Source organism: Campylobacter concisus (assembly GCF_050447505.1).
Lineage (GTDB): Bacteria > Campylobacterota > Campylobacteria > Campylobacterales > Campylobacteraceae > Campylobacter_A > Campylobacter_A concisus_BP.
The window spans coordinates 1,845,793-1,862,248 of record NZ_JALMFZ010000001.1; the positions used below are offsets into that span (position 1 = coordinate 1,845,793).

The following is a 16,456-nucleotide window of genomic DNA, read 5'->3' on the forward strand; positions in this document are numbered from 1 at the left end:
CTAAATTTTTATATTTTTACAAGCCAAAACACTAGCACATAGCCCATATATCAGCACGCAAAGGCTAACACTTAGTCCAAAGACGCTAAGAGCGGCGGTCTGGCTAAAAGAGAGTGTGAAAAACGAGATAAAACTCGTGATAAATGCGCAAAATATCCCATAAATTCGCTCTTTTTCGCTAAGGCTCTCATTTAGCGCAAATATCATGTAGTCAATCCCCACAGCGCTTGCAAGGATGAGCCCAAAAACACCAAAAATGCTTAAATTTACACCAAAAACGGCAAAGATAAAGAGCGTAAGAAGCACACCAAAGATGATGACGCCCATCACAAGTGCCGAGATAAGCGCACTAAAATAAAACCATAGCAGTACAAACGCAATCGCAAGCGCTGCTATTTTTAGCTTTAGTGCAAGCTCTTTTGCCTGCGTTAGGCTCTCATTTAGAGAGCTAGCGAAATTTAGACTAAATGCGTTGTGGCGCTCTAGCACATCATCACTTGCTGCCCCTTTTACAAAGCCACTCACGTAAGCCACACTTGCATTTTCATCAAGCATAAATTTCTTAAAATCCTTCATCGATTTTAGAGCCAAAATTTCACTCACGCTAAGCTCTTTTTCGCCCAAAACCTTTAAAATTTCACTTCGCACTTCATCTTTGCTAAAGCCAAATTTCTCATAAATCACATAAATTTGCTCATCATTAAGCGCCTTTTTAAAGGCCTCTTTTAGCTCATCCTGCTCGCTTTTACTTAAAAACATATCACTTAGTGAGCTCTCATTTTTTATCAAATTTCTCTTTTTTAGCTCATCTAAAAGGCTCTTTTCACCTCCCAAAATGTCACCTCTTGATCTTGTCACTATCATCGTGTTTTGGTTGTTGCCAGTTAGACTTAATATATAAGAAGAGTCCGCTAGCAGGCTCTTTGGCATATTTGAGTAGTCTTTTACGTTTTCGCTTTTTGATAAATTTTTAAGATCAAAACCAAGAAAAATAGCTAACAAAATAAGTGAGATAGCTAGAAATTTAACTCCTAAATGCCTTGCAGCCGCGCCTGAGAGATCACAAAATTTAGTTAAAAACGCGTCAAAAATCTTTGATCTATAAAATTTCACCCCTTCAAAGACTAAAGGCATAAAAAAGTAGCTAGCTAAAAACGCAGCAACTAGCGCAAATGCCGAAAATAGCGCCACCTCTTTAAGTAGCCTAAGATCAGAAAAAGTAAAAGCCAGATAGCCACTAAGCGTGATAAGTAGGCCTAGCAAGAAAATTTTTAGCATATTTTTTATGCTGCTAGCCCTGATCGCTTCGCCCTCGTTTTTGCTAAGCCAGTGCAAGACGTAGTCAAACATGAGGCCAATGAGGCTCGTGCTTATTAAAATAGTAAGGATATTTAGCTCATTTAGGCAGAGCAAAGTGCCTGCAAATGCCACACTAAAGCCAAATGCAGCGATAAATATCACATAAAAAATTCTCAAATTTCTAAAAGCAAGTATCAGAAATATAGCGGTTAGGCTTAGCGAGACCACACTCATATAAAGGCTCTCGCTCTCATTTTTTTGCTTTGAAAATGCCTGATAAAGGGCACTTGAATGTACAAAAAGCTCGTTTTGCCCAACTTTTAGCGCATTTAGCTCGTTATAAAAATTTATTAGCCCCTCACTCGAAGCCCCCTTTTTTAGCTCGCCTTTTAGCAAGAAAAAGCTATTCTTACCGTCCTTTACCTCAAGCATGAGATCTGCTAAATTTAAGCTTACGTTGCCATTTTTTGCGCTAAAGCCACTACTTAGCGAGAAAAAATCATCATTTACATTTAAAAGTCTAAAGCTAAAGCTATTAAAAATTTCCTCTGCGCGCTTTTTGAAAAAGGCGTTTTTATCGTTTTTTAAAAGCTCTAAATCACCCCTACTTAAAAGCGCGATCTTTGAGCGGTTGATGTCACTTTTTATATCATTTAAATTTACGTCGATGGTCGCCTCAAAGCTCTTAAAAAGCGAGCTTTTAAGCGCCAAGCTTTGCACGTTTTTGGCTAGCTCTTTGGAATTTACCAGTACTAAAAAATTTGATGCCATCTCATCTTGCACCTCTTTTAGCACCTTTGCCTCTTTGGCGTCTTTGAAATTTATCAGTGAAAAGATGTCAGTTTGGACGTTTTTTAGGCTCGCAAGCGAATATCCAAGCGAGGCTAAAAAAACAAAGATAAAAGCCAAGATCGTGGCTAGTTTTTTCATTTTATACTAAACTCATTTAGCGTTTTATCGCCGCTTACCTCGTCAAGCTCGATCTTTTTTACCGCCTTATCGCCACTTATCTTTATGGATTTAAAAATTTGTTTAAAGAGTAAATTTTTAGGGCTTAGCTCTATGCTCCACTCTTTTAGACTGCCGCTTGTTTTTATATCAAATTCTTTCCTAAGCTCGCTCTCATCGAGGCTGATAATAGCTAAAAAGAGCTTTTCATCAAAATTTGCGCTCGTCTTTTCAAGCTTACCATTTTCATTTTTGAAAATGCCATCTTTGTTTATAAAAACCTTTGAAGTAACAGGCTCAAGCGTATCCCAGTAAAGACCGCCCTTTTCTAGCCTAAACTCGCCCGTGCTTTTTATGCTTTTGTTAAAGCCAGCCAGACTCTTTGTCTGCGTGAAATTTCCGCTTACGCCATCTGTTTTTACTATATTTTTAAGCTCACCCAGCTCATAGCCAAAGCAAGATATAAAAATGGCTAAAAAAAGAGCTATTTTTCTCATCTTTTCTCCTTTTCATTGTAGGCTTTAAGTGCCTTTTTTAAGGCTTCTGGCATCTCAAAGCAAGTTTGTAAGCTCTTCATCTCTATGACGGCTTGCGCGGTATTTGCCTCGCTTAGTTTTTCGCCCTTTTCATTTTCTATAAGGTAGTGAAATTTCAAAAACGTTTCGCACTCGCTAAGCGTCGTCGTGACCTTTATGACGTCGTTAAAAAAGGCTGGGCGCACGTACTTTACGTCAAGTTTTACGATAGGAAAGGCGTAACCATCTTTTTTCATAGCGATGTAGTTGTATCCTAGCTTGTCAAGCAGCTCGCAACGCGCCATTTCTAGGTACTTGACGTAGTTGCCATGCCACATCACCTCCATGCTATCAACGTCAAAAAACGCCACTTTAAATGTGCTAACGTGTGAAATTTTCACTCTCATCTCCAAAAATCAAAAAAGTTAAACCACTGCGATGGGCTCTTGCACGCTCTTATTTCAAGCTGTCTTACATAGCTTTGCACGTATGGCAGGACGCTTGCCTTGCGGTCGCGACCTAGTTTTATCTCATCAGCGATATCGCTTAGTTCTATGTCAAATTTATCGCCCTTTTTTATGCACCAAAGTGCGCTCATTTTTACTCCCAAAATGCCAGCTAGCAAGTATGGGCCGTAGTTAAATTTAGCCTCCTTGCCAAGAAAGCTAAGCCTTATAAATTTATCTCCATTAAGTGGTGTCCTATCGCCCATTATGCCGATATTTACGCCATCTTCAACCGCCTCTTTTAGCTGCATCATCGCGGCTGCATCAAGCTTTTCAACACTTATTAGTTTGATCTGCCCCTTGCTGATCTGCTCTAAGATTTTATAAAAATTCTCGCTACCCTTGCTATAAACCAAGATGATCATTCGAAAATTTGGCGATCTAAGCGAGAGCGCCTTGCAAATTTCTACATTTCCAAGATGGCTTGTAAGCACGATCCTACCACGCTTTGAAGCTTCAAACTCATCTTTGATGCTATTAAATTTACTAAGTTCTAACTCGCTTTCAAGCACACCATTTTGCCAGATACGGAATTTATCACATATTGCTATGCCAAAGTCATAAAAGTTGCTAAAAACGCCAGTTGCCGGCTTTTTACCGCTAAATTTCTCTACGTTTAAAAGAAATTCTCTTATATTTTCTCGCTCAACTTTTGAAAAGAGATAGTAAAAGCAAACGACAATGATAACGATAGGTTTTATGAGAAATATAGGCAAATTTCTAGTTAAAAATAGACTAACTCTAAGAAAAAATTCGTTCGATCTCTCGCCCTTTTGCCACCATGCGTATTTTTGCCCTTTAAAGGCTTTACCAAGCAAAAATGGCACTAAAGTAAAAAAATATCTTGCGTGCATGAGGCTTATTAGTGCGTTATCTTTTAGCATTTTAAAGTGTGAAACGCCACCAGCCTCGTAGCGTACTTTTAGCGCTATCCACTTGATCTCTACGCCAGATCTTATGGCATTGACCAAGATCTCCATGTCAAATTCCATCCTATTTGAGCTACTTTTAGAGGTCGCGCTCTCAAGCTCTTTTAGAGGATAAATTCTAAAGCCACACATCGCGTCTTTGATGTCAAAGCTTAAAGTGTTGATCTTGACCCAAAAATTTGTGATCTTTCTGCCATAAAACCTCGACTTTGGCGCGTCTTCGCCGTAAATTGGATCAGCCATGATTAGGTCTCTTGGATATCTTTTGCTAAGCTCCAAAAACTCCGCTACCAAGCTTATGTCGTGCTGAAAGTCAGCGTCGATCTGAAACGCGTGCGTGTAGCCATTTTGCAAGGCGTGTCTAAAGCCATCTTTTAGCGCAGCTCCCTTGCCACCATTTTGGGCTCTTGTTAAAATTTCTATGCCAAATTTGCTCAAATTTTGCAAAGCTTTTTTTGATGCCTCGTTTGAGCCATCATCGACTATTAAAATGTGTAGATCATATCTCGCAAGCGCCTCACAAAGGGCTTTGATCTTTTCTGGATGGTTGTAAAATGGTATGAGAAAGAGCGTCTTCATAAGCCCAGCTTTATCCTGCCACCAGCACTTCTAGCGCCATTACAAAATATCTCAAAATAGACCTTCTCATCTCTTTGCGAAATTTCTATACAAAGCTCGTCATTTGGCCTTACAAATTTTAAAAATTTCAAATTCTCCACCACGCATTGATCGCCTATTTCTGCGCCAAGCTCTCTTGCAAATTTAAATACAAAATCAAGCTGCACAAAGCCAGGCAAAAGCGGTAAATTTGGAAAATGCTCCATAAAAATGCCAAGTGCAGGGCTAAGCTTTGTCTTAAATTTATAAACGCCCTCTTTGCTACTTTTATCCCAAAAAAGCTCCTCGTTTTTTTCTAAAAGAGCTTTAAAATTTGCCTTTAAAAACTTGCCCTGAGCGTTTTTACAAAGCGAGCTAACGATCTTAAAATACCTAACACTATTTTTAAACTCAGGTCTTAAAAGCTCATTTAGCCTTGCTACAACGCCTTTTTTGCCGCTATCTCTAAAGAGCTTCACCCCTTCTTCACTAAGCTCCAAAAGCGCAGCTAGACGCTTAAATTTAGGATGTGTGTCGCAGTAGCAGTCTTTTAAAAGACCACTTTCAAACATCTTATTTTCTATACTTATTAGATTGACCCTTTTGTCATTTAGCTTAACGATCCTATCGATCCTGCCCTTTAGCGTGAGCCTGCTACCATCTATCTGCGCCCAGTCGCTAGTTTGGAAAAACTCGCACCAAGGCGAGCTCACATTTAACGCCTCGTCCTCGCTAAGGCCTGCTTTTACCTTGCTAAAAAGCAAAAGCTCATCGCCTAAATTTCTAGCCACCGCGCCAGTTTCGGTGCTGCCGTAGATGTCAATGATACGCGTGCTGCTTAGTTTTGCTATGCTGGCTCTTAGCTCGCTCTTTAGCGCCGAACCTGCGCAGATGATGTTTTTTAGCCCTGAAATTTCAGCCGCTCTTGGGCTAGAAACTAGCGTTTGAAGTAGGACTGGGCTTGTTACAAAGCTTAAATTTGTAAGGTCTAGCTCAAAGATCGCTTCTGGGTAGTTTAGCTCCTTGCTAACGGCTTTTGCGCCAGAGATGAGCGGCAAAAAGATCTTAAATGTAAGGCCAAACATATGCTGGTGCGAGACGCTAGCAAAAAATTTATCCCCTTCGCCAAATCCAAGCTCATCTTTTAAAAATAGCCCCTCTTCTATCATCGCTCCAAGGCTTTTTTGGATATTTTTACTAGCTCCACTAGAGCCTGAGGTCTGAAGGAAAAATGTAGAATTTTGATCAAATTTTAGCTCCATGCTCTTGCTAAAGTCTAAAAAATCACCAAAATTTTCATCATTAATAACAAATTTATCCCCGCTATATATCGGCTTTGCAAGCAAGATAGGTTTTACGCCGATAGCAAGTGCTCCAAAAAAAGCGGCGCAAAAGTCAAAGCTCTGGCTTAGATAAATTTCTATCTCGCTTAAATTTTTCTCTTTTAAATTTGCCCCAAAAGTAGCCGCGTACTCGTAAAGATCCTTGTTAATGTCCACAAATTTAAATGCCTTTAGGCTATTTTTAAAATCCATTTTCCCTCTTTAAAATAAAAATTTTACGATATAAAATTTCGCCAAAAAACAAAACTCCCATCAAGATATAAGATACAAATGAGCAGTAAATGCTCCAGTAAATTTTATCCTCAAACTGCGCCAAAACAAAGGCAAGAGCTGCGTTAAAAACGAAAAACCAGCACCAAATTTTAGTTAGCCCTCTTGTGTAGCTAACGACCTTTTCATCTATCTTTTTCTCTTTTATCCTAGCAAGTCTTGTTATGACCGCCTCGCCCTTTAAGCTGTAAAAAAATACCGCCAAAAAGCCAAGACTTACGATACTTGGGTATAAAAGCGCTAAATTTACACTTCTAAAAATAGCACAAACTGCAAAAAATAGCCCAGCCGCTAAGCAAACCTGCCTTGTTTTACCGCTCTCAAAATATGCCCTAGCCAGCCAAAGAGCGCAGAGCACGCAAAAGATAAGAGTTGCACCCTTTTGCCAAAAAAATAGCACCAAAGGGTAGGCGATGCTTGCTAAAACTAGCGCTACTTTTACTATCTTATGCTTCAAATTTCTTTGCTACGGCTTTTACGATATCATCAAGCGTTTTTACGTTTTTAAAGTCCTCTGGCATCAGTCTATAACCAGTTTGGCGCTTGATGTAATCAATCATATCAATAGCATCTATGCTATCTATCTGTAAGTCCTCATATATCCTAGTTTCAGGCTTTATCTTGCTCTCGTCTATCTCAAAAAGCTCGATCAAAGCCTTCTTTAAAATTTCAAAAATTTCTACTTCGCTCATTGTTATTTCCTATTTTCGTAAATGTATTTTGCAAGAGAAGATACGCTAAAGAATATCTCTTTTAAATTTGCTGTCTTTGAGTCAAGCACGAGGCCATATTTTTTCTGTACAGCAAGTCCAAGCTCTAGTGCATCAACGCTGTCAAGGCCTAGCCCCTCGCTAAAAAGCGGCGCGTTCTCGTCGATATCGCTTGGCTTCATATCCTCTAAATTTAAGCTTGTGATGATCAGCTCTTTTATCTCATTAACTAGTTCTTTCACTAAATTCCTCCTTATAAATTTTACTTATCTCTTCGTGTAGCGCCCTTGCCCTTACGGGGCTTGGCCTATCTTTTAAAAACTCACTAACTTCAAATTTCTTTAGCTCTTTAAAGACGTACTTTATCTTTTCATCTGGCGTTTTATACCATGGCTCATTTTTTCTAAGGCTTCTTGGAGCCATATTTATACCAACGCAAACCACGTTAGACGCGCCCTTTATGCCCATATACGCAGCCGCTTTATGAAAGATAATCTCCTCTTTCGTACGTGTACCCTCTGGAAAAATGAGCAAATTTTCGCCACTTTTTAAAACATCTACGCTTTTTTGTAAAAATTCCTCGTTATTTGTGTTTGGTATGTAGTTGCACGCCCTAATAGCTGCAAATAAAAATATATTTTTGCCAAGCTCGCCCTTTACGATGCAGTTTATCCTTTTAAATTTTGAGACCAAAAAGACCACATCAAGCAGCGAAGGGTGGTTTGCGATGACTAAATTTGAGCCGCTATTTAGCTTATTAAGCTCAAATTTATAGTCCAGATACCCACAAATTTTAGTAACTTTTATAAAAAATCCCCAAGAAACTCTAACTAGATCTCGGCATAAATTTTGCACAAATTTAAATTTATTTAGCCCTAAAAGCACGACTGGCACGAGCAAAAGATCGCCACTTATGCAAATTAGCGCAAAAAAGAAAAATAAAAATCCAGCTCTTACTATTTTAAGGCTCATAGCTAAAATTCCAAGACGCGAAATGACTGCTACTTTGCCACGTTTTTGCCAAATTTGGGTCAAAATTTACGATGAAGCTTTGCAGTAAATTTTCTGAAATTTCTTCTTCTTTTTCCACTCTTTTTAGAGTTAAAACTCTCTTATCTTTTGCCTTTGAGACGACAAGCGCTAGCATAAATGATGGCTTTTGCTCATCAAAATAGCTCTGCGATATCGACTCATGATAGGCAAGGATGAGCACCTTTTCATATCCGTCATTTAGCCTTAAAAACGCAGCTTGCAGCGCATCTTCTACTGGGCTAAATGATGAGATGGCTAGAATTTCATTGTGATTTTTAGCTTCGATGCTAAGAAGCGACGAGATAGCGTTATGCACAGAGAGTGAAAAAGATGTTGGCGATACTGGCTCAGCCTTTGCAAGCGCAGTTTCTAGCTCAAAACAGCGATTTATCTCGCCCTCATAGGAGCTAAAAATAACTGGCATGTCGATCTTATCAAAGCTACTAAGCAGGCTAAAAGCGCACTTTGCAGCACTACTTAGCCTTCTTCTTTGCATCGGCGGGATCTTTGCTAGATCAAATTCTTTTTTGTATCTAGCTAGATCCTCGCTGATCTCGCCGTAAGCTATAGCGTCATAAAAATCAACTTGAAATTTCATTATTTCGCGATGTCGCCTCTTAGTGTGACGCCAGACATCAAAGAACCGCTGCCGCACTGAAACTGAGTCTTAGAGTTAAATGGCTGTTTTTTGTAATATCCAGTCAAATTTACAACCTTCGTGCCACCCTCTTTCACCGCTCTTTCTTGAAATGACTTTAAGGCAGAGAGAAGCGCGATCTGGCAAGCCTCTTCGTCACTTTTGTTAAAGCCATTTGTCTTTTTGTTTGACGTTAGATCTCTTACGATCACCTTGCCAGTGTATCCTGTGCCAAAGCTAATGCTAATGTTTGGTAGCAAAAATTCTTTAGCCTTTGGGCCATTTAAGAAGTCTAGTGAGTGGTACTTCACGTCATCTCTTGCGCTAAGGCTTGAGGCAAATGCCAAAACGGCAACTAATGAAACTAATCTTTTCATTTTCTATCCTTTTTAAAATTTGTTATCTAATCTTTTAAATATCAAAGATGTATTTACACCGCCAAATGCAAAGTTGTTACTCATCACAAAGTCCGTATTTATCGGCGTTGGCTCCTTTAAGTAGTTTAGTTTTGCACACTCAGGATCAGTTACGTTTAAATTTATAGTTGGGAAAAATAGCTCTTCTCTCATCATCATTATGCTAGCTATCGCCTCCAGCCCGCCACAAGCGCCAAGCGTGTGACCAAGATAGCTTTTAAGCGAGCTAATGGCGATATCCTCTCCAAAAAGCTCGTTTGTAGCGATACTTTCAGCTATATCGCCATGTTTTGTAGCGGTAGCGTGGGCATTTACGTAGCCTATGCTTTTTGGCTCTAGTTTTGCCGCGCGGAGTGCTAGGCTCATCGCCGCTTTCATCGTAGCGCTTTGTGGTCTAGTGATGTGCGTGCCGTCACACGTAGAGCCAAAGCCAACGACCTCAGCATAAATTTTAGCTCCTCTTTTTAAAGCGCACTCTTCGCTTTCAAGCACTAAAAATCCAGCTCCCTCACCAAGCACCAAGCCATCTCTATCTTTTTCAAACGGCGTTGGTGTCAAATTTGGAGTGTGGTTTTTGACACTAGTCGCGTAGAGCTTGTCAAAGACGTATGCCTCACTTACACAAAGCTCCTCAGCCCCACCAGCTAGCATCATATCTATACTGCCATTTTTTATGCTCTCATAAGCGTAGCCAATGGCGTGTGAGCCGCTAGTACATGCCGAAGATGTAGGGATGATGCGCCCTTTTAGCGAGTAAAATAGCGCGATATTTGCCGCTGTGGTGTGAGGCATCATTTTTATATAAGTATTTGCGTTAAAACCGCTATCCATGTCCAAAACTAGCTTTGCCATGTCAAGTATAGAGTCGGTGCTACCAGTGCTTGAGCCACTTGCCACGCCCATCCTGCCATCTTGCACGCTTGGGTCTAAATTTGCAGCTTGCAAATCTTCGCCATTTAGCAAGCCAGCGTCTTTTAAAGCAAGTCCAGCCGCATGCACGCTGTAACATGAGACCTTACCAAGGCTTCTTAGCTGTTTTCTGTCCCACTCCTGCGGGTGTTTGTAGTCTATGATAGGTGCTGCTAGGCGCGTGTTTAGCTCCTTATAGCCCTCCCACTCGCTCATATATCTCACGGCATTTTTGCCCTCAAGAAATTTAGCTCTCATCTCCTCCCAGCTGTTGCCAAAAGCACTGACTGCGCCGATACCTGTGACAAATACACGCATTAGCAAAGTCCTCCATTTACGCCGATGACCTGCCTTGTGATGTAGCTAGCCTCGCCACTTAGTAGAAATTTAACAAGCCCTGCCACCTCATCTGCTTCACCAGCTCTTTTTGCAGGTATGGCCTTTAACACCTCGTCTAAAAAATCGCTATTTAAAATTTCTTCGCTCATATCTGTCTTTATAAGCCCAGGTGCCACGCAGTTTACTGTTATGCCTCTGCTGGCAAGCTCGACTGCAAGGGCTTTGCTAGCTCCTATGATGCCAGCTTTGCTAGCTGAGTAATTCACCTGACCTCTGTTACCAATAACCCCTGAAACAGAGCTTAGCGTCACTATCCTAGCTGGCTTTCTAGCCCTTATCATAGGCATTAGCGCTGGCCTTAGGACGTTGTAAAAGCCATTTAAATTTACATCTATCACATCAAACCACTCTTCATCGCTTAGCCCAACAAAGGTATTATCCCTTGTTATACCAGCGTTTAAAATAACGCCGTAATAGACGCCATTTGCCTCCATATCAGCCTCTATAGCTTCTTTAGCCGCAGCAGTGTCAGCCACGTCAAATGTCATAAATTTAGCCCCAAGCTCGCTAGCCATCTTTAAAAGCTCATCACTCTTACTTCTTGCATGAAGCACCACTTCGTATTCATTAGCAAGGCGCCTAGCGATGCTAGCTCCTATGCCTCTACTTGATCCAGTTATCAATACTCTCTTACTCACTAAGTGCCTTTTTTACAAATTCTTCATCAGGGCTCATCACGTTTAAAACCGCCCTTGCGCCAAGCTCGCCATTTACAAAAAGCTCGCTGTCATAAACGCCAAATCCACTCTCATCTTGGATCGAGCACTTTGAGATGATCACTATCTCATCGCCCACTTTAAAATATGGCCTAAAAATTTCAAATTTTCTACTACCAAGTAAAAAGCCAAATATCGCCTTCTCACCGCGCAGCTCACGCATCTTTGAGTCGTAAATCCCAAGACTTTGAGCCATCATCTCTATCGCCTTTTGCGTCTGCAATCTCCCATCTTCTAAAAATGGATTTTGCTCATTTATCACGCTTCTTACCCTTATGCTCTCGCAAGGGATAAATTCCAAAATTTCATCGATCAGGGTTATGGCGCTGCTGTGCGGCAAATAATCACTTATCATCATCTCACTCTTTTAAATATTATCGCGGCGTTATCTCCGCCAAAGGCAAAAGATAGCGACATCGCTGTTTTTACGTCAAATTTCGTGCCACTTTTTACTAAATTTATAGCCTCCAAGCTCTCATCATACTCGCCGTCATAAACGTGTGGTGGCAAGGTGCTATTTTCCTCCATGCAAAGCATGACGCAAATGGCGCTCTCAACAGCTCCAGCAGCCCCAAGCGTATGACCGATCTGAGGCTTTAGCGTGCTTGCAAAGGTGGCGCCAAGCGTTAAATTTACAGCTTTTGCCTCCATTTTGTCATTTGCCTGCGTGCCAGTGCCGTGTAAATTTACATAGTCCACGCCGTCTATGCCAGCTTTTTTTAAAGCTTCTTCTATGCAAGAAATTGCCATTTTGGCACTAAAATCAGGCTGCGTCATGTGAAAAGCATCGCAGTTTGAGGCTGAGCTAGCGACTACGACGTTTGAAATTTCATCACGGCTTAGTAAAAATAGCCCAGCTCCCTCACCGATATTTATCCCCTCTCTATTTTTAGAAAAGGCCTGACTTGGGGCGCTGCTTAGTATGCTAAGCGAGTTAAAGCCATTTATCGTAAGCGTATTTAGGCTATCTACTCCACCACAAATGACCGCGTCACAAAGCTCGCTTTCAATGAGCCTTTTTGCCTCAATAACCGCCTTAACGCCCGAGGTACACGCAGTCGATACGCAGTAGCTTGGGCCGCTAAGCTCGTAAAAGTCACTTACGAATTCAGCCACATTTGCAAGGCAGTTTCTGTTTATGCCAAACCTGCTTTTATCAAAAAATCCAGTCGCGATATAGCCTTTAAATGGCTCGAAATTCTCCTCAACGCCGCTTGTTGTAGTGCCAAGAACTACTCCCACACGGCTTTTGCCATATTTTTTTATCGCTCTTTTTATCTCATCACCAATCTCTAGCATCGTGCTTAAAAGCAAGGCGTTGGTGCGAGTTTTGAAGTGCTCTTTTGTGCTCTTAGCAAATTGTGGCAGTTCACCGCTAAATTTACCCACCAAAAACTCATTTTGCGGGTGAAATTCAGAGCTTTTACTTAAAAATCTCTTGCCACTTAAAAGTGAGCTTAAATTCTCATCACTACTGCTACCTGCTGCGCTGATAATGGCTGGTTTGCTAACGTAGATCAACGCTTTTTACCTCATAAATTTGATCATTTATCATAAATTTTTGCTCATTTTTTTCATCTTTTATCATCTCAAGCACCTTGATAAAAAGCTCGTTGTAGGCGCTATTTGGCGGCAAGAAGCCTAAATTTGTAAATGTGCCGCCCTTTAAAACTCGCCTAGCTTCTGGTGCGCCAAGTGCGTTTACAAGGCTAAATTTATACTCATTCTCACTATTTTGCACATAGAGCATTAGCGGCCCTTTTGATGAACTAACCTTAAACGCTTTTAAGCTAAAATCTGCCAGCTTTGGCGCATCAAATTTCTTCGTACAGCCAAGAGCTAGAAGCGTTACTGCAAGGATCATAGCTATCTTTTTTACAAGCACTTTTTGCCTTTTTAGTGTTCTAAAATCATAAAAATTTAACAATTATATCTTTGCAATGCTTAAATGCAAGGCAAATGATAAATAGATTATTAATAATCAAGTATCTTCTCTCCATCTCGTCAAATTTAACGTTAGCAAGATCACTAAAGGCTAAATTTTTGACTTTTATCACAGCCTCTTTTGCGGTGTAAATTTCATAAAATTTTTGCATTTTATCTTTGGCGTTTGCATAAATTTCGCTCTCTTTTTTGCTAAAGCAAAATTTGATCACTCCGTCAAAATTTCGCTCTTTTAGCTCCTCCACATCTACGCCAACTTTTTCTTTTGAGATAGCCAAAACGGCGATATTTTCTTTGTGAGAAAGGCAAATTTTGCCCCGTTTTTTTGCTTTAAATTTTAAATAGCGAGAAAGTTTAAATGAGTTTGAATTTATTAAATTTGGATATTTTTTTAGCTTTCTACGCTCTTTTCTAGAGAGCATTTTGGGACTAAATTTCTCAGCCCCAAAGCCGATAAAAAGATAAATTTCACCCCTTTTTATAGGCATTTTCAACTCTTTTTTTATACTCTTTTGCACTTTCAAGTGCTCCTATAAACTCGCCGCTAACCGCCCTTAAAGCGTCATTTTGAAGCTCACTCTCATCTTTAAACGACCTAATCCTTGGCGTAAAAGCGACCTCATCCCCTCTAAAATCAGCCTCTTTTAGATCAAAATTTAAATTACTTATTTTGCTATTTAAGATATGCAAGGCACATTTTCTTGGTCCAAAGATGAAATTTCGCTCATTTAATGGCTTCAAGCTCCTTACCAAGATGCCACCATAAAGCGCTGGCTCGCTCTTAAAAGAGATGTCAAAACCAAAGTTGTGAAAGTAAATTTCGCCAGCCTCGCACGATCTTTTGTAGGTGTTTGCATCAAAGCAGGTGTAAATTTCAAGCTCGCTAAATTTATACTCCGCGCCGCTTACAACGAGGATCTTGCTTTGCATCAGCTCACGCAAAAAGCCCTGAAATTTCGCGTCAAGATACGCCTTAAAACCTGCTATTTTAAGAAGCCCCTCTCTTTGGCTCTTATCTAAGCTTTTAAAACCATCTCGCCTAAGTGCTTGAAATTTTTCTTTATAAAAACGACTTTGCTCAAAAAACTCACTAAGCATCACCACTAGATCAAATTTAGCAAAATGGCTTTTAAGTAGCTCGCCTGATAGCATTTTTGCTCCTAATTTTTTGGCATATTTTAAGAAATTTAGCTTTTATATGCAAATGTTGGGTCTAAAATCCATAAAATGATCTCTTAATTTAGAAAGAAAAATAGTGAATTTTAGATTAAAACTTATGCGAAGCACTGCATGCGTTTTACTCCAAAAAAGCAAATTTAAAATTAGAGCTGACATATCACGGCTCTAAATTTAGTGCTAAACGAAGTGCAGCCTAAATTTAGTAGTCTGCTAAGGCGAGCGAGTAATATTTTAAAATTTGTAAATTTGCTTTGTCAGGCATATAAGTATCAAGTAAATTTTAAAATTTCATGAACGAGCAATTTCGGCTCTGATTTTAGTGGCAAGCTTTGCGAGACCTAAAATCAGTAGTCAATTCTTGCGAGTGAATGGAATTTTAAAATTTGCGAAATAGCAAATTTCTCTTTTAAAAATACAGACCTTAAATTTAAAAACTCTTTTATCCAAAAGGGAGACAAGGGGACTCGAGTTACGAGGCCGTCCCCTTATCCCCCTTTTTAAATCCCCTAAACCCCTCGCACGTTAGAGGTGGCATGCAATTGTGCTAAAGCACTGCATGCGGTTTATTCTAAAAAGGCTAGCTCAAATTTTAAAATTTGCAAAGGGTAGTTAAATTTACTTCTAAGGTAGGCAAATTTACCAACTGCCGCTAGCTCCGCCTCCGCCAAAACCACCGCCTCCGCCACTAAAGCCGCCTCCTCTACCACCTGAGCGACCGCCACCATTTGAGCCTGAATTATCACGCCTAAAGCCTATTGGCAAAGAGCCACCTTGGCTATTTCTCTTAAAAACATCTTTTAGAATAAAGAAAAATACCGCAAATATAAAGGCAAAAGCGCCAAAGATGATAAGGTAGTTTCGCACGCCAAATCCCTGTTCAAGTGCTGTTGATACAAGTCCAGCAAAGCACGTGCTAAAGCCAGTTCGCATAAAAAATTTGCCAAAGATCACGGAGGCAAAACAAGAGAGCATGCCAGCAAAAAAGGCAAACACGCCAAAAGGCAAGTCGCTAAGGCCGGATTTGCTACTAAATTCCTCGCCGCTAGCCACTTTCATGATCGCCAAAACGCCCTCTTTCACGCCTTCGCTCATATTGCCGTTTTTAAACTCAGGTATCATCACGCTATTTATGATCTCGCTTGCCACGGCGTCAGTTAGCACCCCTTCAAGCCCGTATCCAACCTCGATGCGGACCTTTTTCTCATTTGGAGCAACCACCAAAAGCACGCCGTTGTTATCTTCTTTTTGACCTAGTTTGTAGCCTCTAGCAATCCCTAGCGATAGCTCTTCGATGCTTTTGCTATCAAGCGAATTTAAAGTCACTATGGCGATTTGCGTGGTGCTGTTTTGCTCGAAATTTTGCACTAAATTTAGAAGCTCGTCTCTTTCGTTTTGTGAAAAGATATGAGCCTCATCGTTGATCTGCTCATTGAAATTTAGAGCAAAACAAAAGCAAAATGCAAAGAGCAAAAGAGCAAGAGCTTTTTTCATCACTTCTCAAACGAAACTTTTGGATTTTTCATATCTTCGCTGCTAACTTCGATGCCTTGCTTTGGCTTCATCTCTGGATGAAAGATGCTGGCTATAAATTTACCAGGAAAGCTTCTAAGAGCTACGTTGTACTCTTTTACAGCCTCGATGTAGTCGCGTCTTGCTACGCTTATGCGGTTTTCTGTGCCCTCAAGCTGGCTTTGGAGTGAGAGGAAATTTTGATTTGCTTTTAGCTCTGGATAGCTCTCGCTAACTGCCATTAGCCTGCTTAGAGCTGAGCCTAGCTGACCTTGAGCCGCCATAAATTCTTTAACCTTTGCCTCGTCGCTAAGACTGCTTGCGTCAATGCTTATTTGCATGCTCTTGCTTCTTGCGTTTGCCACGTCTTCAAAGACCTTTTGCTCGTGAGCTGCGTAGCCTTTTACGGTTTCAACTAAATTTGGCACGAGATCGGCTCTTCTTTTGTATTGATTTAGCACCTGCGACCACTTCTCGTTGGTGTTTTCATCAAGTACAACAAATGAATTTGCGTATTTGAAAGCGCCAAAAACAAGTGCTGCGATGACCACAACGATGGCTATTAAATTTTTCATTTTTTCTCCTTTTTAAAAAAACT

The 16,456-nt window shown here is 40.4% G+C and carries 20 protein-coding genes; all 20 read right to left on the bottom strand.

Going from position 1 to position 16,456, the window contains the following annotated elements; genetic code table 11:
- The 20 genes from MTT09_RS09310 to MTT09_RS09405 all read right to left on the bottom strand — a co-directional run bounded on the left by MTT09_RS09310 (nucleotide 1) and on the right by MTT09_RS09405 (nucleotide 16,433).
- On the bottom strand, nucleotides 1-2,229 hold the full coding sequence (locus MTT09_RS09310; protein ID WP_429803612.1) for a hypothetical protein: 2,229 nt from the start codon (nucleotides 2,227-2,229) through the stop codon (nucleotides 1-3).
- A complete protein-coding gene (locus tag MTT09_RS09315) occupies nucleotides 2,226-2,744 on the bottom strand; it encodes a LolA family protein (RefSeq protein WP_429803613.1) in 519 nt (172 codons plus the stop codon). Before MTT09_RS09315 ends, MTT09_RS09310 begins: the two co-directional genes overlap by 4 nt.
- Entirely contained in the window at nucleotides 2,741-3,169 is a 429-nt protein-coding gene (locus MTT09_RS09320) for an acyl-CoA thioesterase (protein WP_103569094.1), read from the bottom strand. The genes MTT09_RS09315 and MTT09_RS09320 overlap by 4 nt, the downstream gene beginning before the upstream one ends.
- Entirely contained in the window at nucleotides 3,166-4,776 is a 1,611-nt protein-coding gene (locus MTT09_RS09325) for a glycosyltransferase family 2 protein (protein ID WP_429803614.1), read from the bottom strand. Before MTT09_RS09325 ends, MTT09_RS09320 begins: the two co-directional genes overlap by 4 nt.
- Nucleotides 4,773-6,329, bottom strand: a complete 1,557-nt coding sequence (locus MTT09_RS09330) for an AMP-binding protein (protein ID WP_429803615.1) — start codon at nucleotides 6,327-6,329, stop codon at nucleotides 4,773-4,775. Before MTT09_RS09330 ends, MTT09_RS09325 begins: the two co-directional genes overlap by 4 nt.
- Complete coding sequence (locus MTT09_RS09335; RefSeq protein ID WP_429803616.1) at nucleotides 6,319-6,864, bottom strand: DNA gyrase subunit B; 546 nt, start codon at nucleotides 6,862-6,864, stop codon at nucleotides 6,319-6,321. Before MTT09_RS09335 ends, MTT09_RS09330 begins: the two co-directional genes overlap by 11 nt.
- On the bottom strand, nucleotides 6,854-7,099 hold the full coding sequence (locus MTT09_RS09340) for an acyl carrier protein (protein WP_012140380.1): 246 nt from the start codon (nucleotides 7,097-7,099) through the stop codon (nucleotides 6,854-6,856). The genes MTT09_RS09335 and MTT09_RS09340 overlap by 11 nt, the downstream gene beginning before the upstream one ends.
- Nucleotides 7,100-7,101: 2 nt before the next feature.
- Nucleotides 7,102-7,359 (bottom strand): phosphopantetheine-binding protein, encoded by a 258-nt coding sequence (locus MTT09_RS09345; RefSeq protein WP_012140381.1) that lies wholly within the window; start codon nucleotides 7,357-7,359, stop codon nucleotides 7,102-7,104.
- Nucleotides 7,343-8,089, bottom strand: a complete 747-nt coding sequence (locus MTT09_RS09350) for a lysophospholipid acyltransferase family protein (RefSeq protein WP_429803617.1) — start codon at nucleotides 8,087-8,089, stop codon at nucleotides 7,343-7,345. Before MTT09_RS09350 ends, MTT09_RS09345 begins: the two co-directional genes overlap by 17 nt.
- Nucleotides 8,079-8,747, bottom strand: a complete 669-nt coding sequence (locus MTT09_RS09355) for a beta-ketoacyl synthase chain length factor (RefSeq protein ID WP_429803618.1) — start codon at nucleotides 8,745-8,747, stop codon at nucleotides 8,079-8,081. Before MTT09_RS09355 ends, MTT09_RS09350 begins: the two co-directional genes overlap by 11 nt.
- Nucleotides 8,747-9,163 carry a hypothetical protein gene (locus MTT09_RS09360; protein ID WP_021085308.1) on the bottom strand — a complete coding sequence of 139 codons (417 nt, stop codon included), beginning with the start codon at nucleotides 9,161-9,163 and terminating at the stop codon, nucleotides 8,747-8,749. The genes MTT09_RS09355 and MTT09_RS09360 overlap by 1 nt, the downstream gene beginning before the upstream one ends.
- A gap of 12 nt (nucleotides 9,164-9,175) precedes the next feature.
- Nucleotides 9,176-10,429, bottom strand: a complete 1,254-nt coding sequence (locus tag MTT09_RS09365; protein WP_429803619.1) for a beta-ketoacyl-ACP synthase — start codon at nucleotides 10,427-10,429, stop codon at nucleotides 9,176-9,178.
- On the bottom strand, nucleotides 10,429-11,148 hold the full coding sequence (gene fabG / locus MTT09_RS09370) for a 3-oxoacyl-ACP reductase FabG (protein WP_087581352.1): 720 nt from the start codon (nucleotides 11,146-11,148) through the stop codon (nucleotides 10,429-10,431). The genes MTT09_RS09365 and fabG overlap by 1 nt, the downstream gene beginning before the upstream one ends.
- Nucleotides 11,141-11,584: a thioester dehydrase gene (locus MTT09_RS09375; RefSeq protein WP_429803620.1), complete on the bottom strand. Its 444-nt coding sequence runs from the start codon at nucleotides 11,582-11,584 to the stop codon at nucleotides 11,141-11,143. The genes fabG and MTT09_RS09375 overlap by 8 nt, the downstream gene beginning before the upstream one ends.
- Complete coding sequence (locus tag MTT09_RS09380; RefSeq protein ID WP_429803621.1) at nucleotides 11,581-12,747, bottom strand: beta-ketoacyl synthase N-terminal-like domain-containing protein; 1,167 nt, start codon at nucleotides 12,745-12,747, stop codon at nucleotides 11,581-11,583. The genes MTT09_RS09375 and MTT09_RS09380 overlap by 4 nt, the downstream gene beginning before the upstream one ends.
- A complete protein-coding gene (locus MTT09_RS09385; protein ID WP_429803622.1) occupies nucleotides 12,734-13,153 on the bottom strand; it encodes a hypothetical protein in 420 nt (139 codons plus the stop codon). Before MTT09_RS09385 ends, MTT09_RS09380 begins: the two co-directional genes overlap by 14 nt.
- The gene (locus MTT09_RS09390; protein WP_429803623.1) at nucleotides 13,137-13,658 is read right to left on the bottom strand and encodes a 4'-phosphopantetheinyl transferase family protein; all 522 of its coding nucleotides are present in this window, start codon (nucleotides 13,656-13,658) and stop codon (nucleotides 13,137-13,139) included. The genes MTT09_RS09385 and MTT09_RS09390 overlap by 17 nt, the downstream gene beginning before the upstream one ends.
- A complete protein-coding gene (locus MTT09_RS09395) occupies nucleotides 13,639-14,322 on the bottom strand; it encodes a sulfate ABC transporter ATP-binding protein (protein WP_429803624.1) in 684 nt (227 codons plus the stop codon). The genes MTT09_RS09390 and MTT09_RS09395 overlap by 20 nt, the downstream gene beginning before the upstream one ends.
- A gap of 663 nt (nucleotides 14,323-14,985) precedes the next feature.
- Nucleotides 14,986-15,840, bottom strand: a complete 855-nt coding sequence (locus MTT09_RS09400) for a TPM domain-containing protein (RefSeq protein WP_429803625.1) — start codon at nucleotides 15,838-15,840, stop codon at nucleotides 14,986-14,988.
- Nucleotides 15,840-16,433, bottom strand: coding sequence for a LemA family protein (locus MTT09_RS09405; protein WP_429803626.1), 594 nt, complete (start codon nucleotides 16,431-16,433; stop codon nucleotides 15,840-15,842). Before MTT09_RS09405 ends, MTT09_RS09400 begins: the two co-directional genes overlap by 1 nt.
- Nucleotides 16,434-16,456 lie beyond the last annotated feature (23 nt).

Excerpts from the sequence above, each read along its gene's own strand:
- MTT09_RS09310 (WP_429803612.1), bottom strand. The coding sequence starts at position 2,229 with ATGAAAAAACTAGCCACGATCTTGGCTTTTATCTTTGTTTTTTTAGCC.
- MTT09_RS09315 (WP_429803613.1), bottom strand. The coding sequence starts at position 2,744 with ATGAGAAAAATAGCTCTTTTTTTAGCCATTTTTATATCTTGCTTTGGC.
- MTT09_RS09320 (WP_103569094.1), bottom strand. The coding sequence starts at position 3,169 with ATGAGAGTGAAAATTTCACACGTTAGCACATTTAAAGTGGCGTTTTTT.
- MTT09_RS09325 (WP_429803614.1), bottom strand. The coding sequence starts at position 4,776 with ATGAAGACGCTCTTTCTCATACCATTTTACAACCATCCAGAAAAGATC.
- MTT09_RS09330 (WP_429803615.1), bottom strand. The coding sequence starts at position 6,329 with ATGGATTTTAAAAATAGCCTAAAGGCATTTAAATTTGTGGACATTAAC.
- MTT09_RS09340 (WP_012140380.1), bottom strand. The coding sequence starts at position 7,099 with ATGAGCGAAGTAGAAATTTTTGAAATTTTAAAGAAGGCTTTGATCGAG.
- MTT09_RS09350 (WP_429803617.1), bottom strand. The coding sequence starts at position 8,089 with ATGAGCCTTAAAATAGTAAGAGCTGGATTTTTATTTTTCTTTTTTGCG.
- MTT09_RS09355 (WP_429803618.1), bottom strand. The coding sequence starts at position 8,747 with ATGAAATTTCAAGTTGATTTTTATGACGCTATAGCTTACGGCGAGATC.
- MTT09_RS09360 (WP_021085308.1), bottom strand. The coding sequence starts at position 9,163 with ATGAAAAGATTAGTTTCATTAGTTGCCGTTTTGGCATTTGCCTCAAGC.
- MTT09_RS09365 (WP_429803619.1), bottom strand. The coding sequence starts at position 10,429 with ATGCGTGTATTTGTCACAGGTATCGGCGCAGTCAGTGCTTTTGGCAAC.
- MTT09_RS09375 (WP_429803620.1), bottom strand. The coding sequence starts at position 11,584 with ATGATGATAAGTGATTATTTGCCGCACAGCAGCGCCATAACCCTGATC.
- MTT09_RS09390 (WP_429803623.1), bottom strand. The coding sequence starts at position 13,658 with ATGCCTATAAAAAGGGGTGAAATTTATCTTTTTATCGGCTTTGGGGCT.
- MTT09_RS09395 (WP_429803624.1), bottom strand. The coding sequence starts at position 14,322 with ATGCTATCAGGCGAGCTACTTAAAAGCCATTTTGCTAAATTTGATCTA.
- MTT09_RS09400 (WP_429803625.1), bottom strand. The coding sequence starts at position 15,840 with ATGAAAAAAGCTCTTGCTCTTTTGCTCTTTGCATTTTGCTTTTGTTTT.
- MTT09_RS09405 (WP_429803626.1), bottom strand. The coding sequence starts at position 16,433 with ATGAAAAATTTAATAGCCATCGTTGTGGTCATCGCAGCACTTGTTTTT.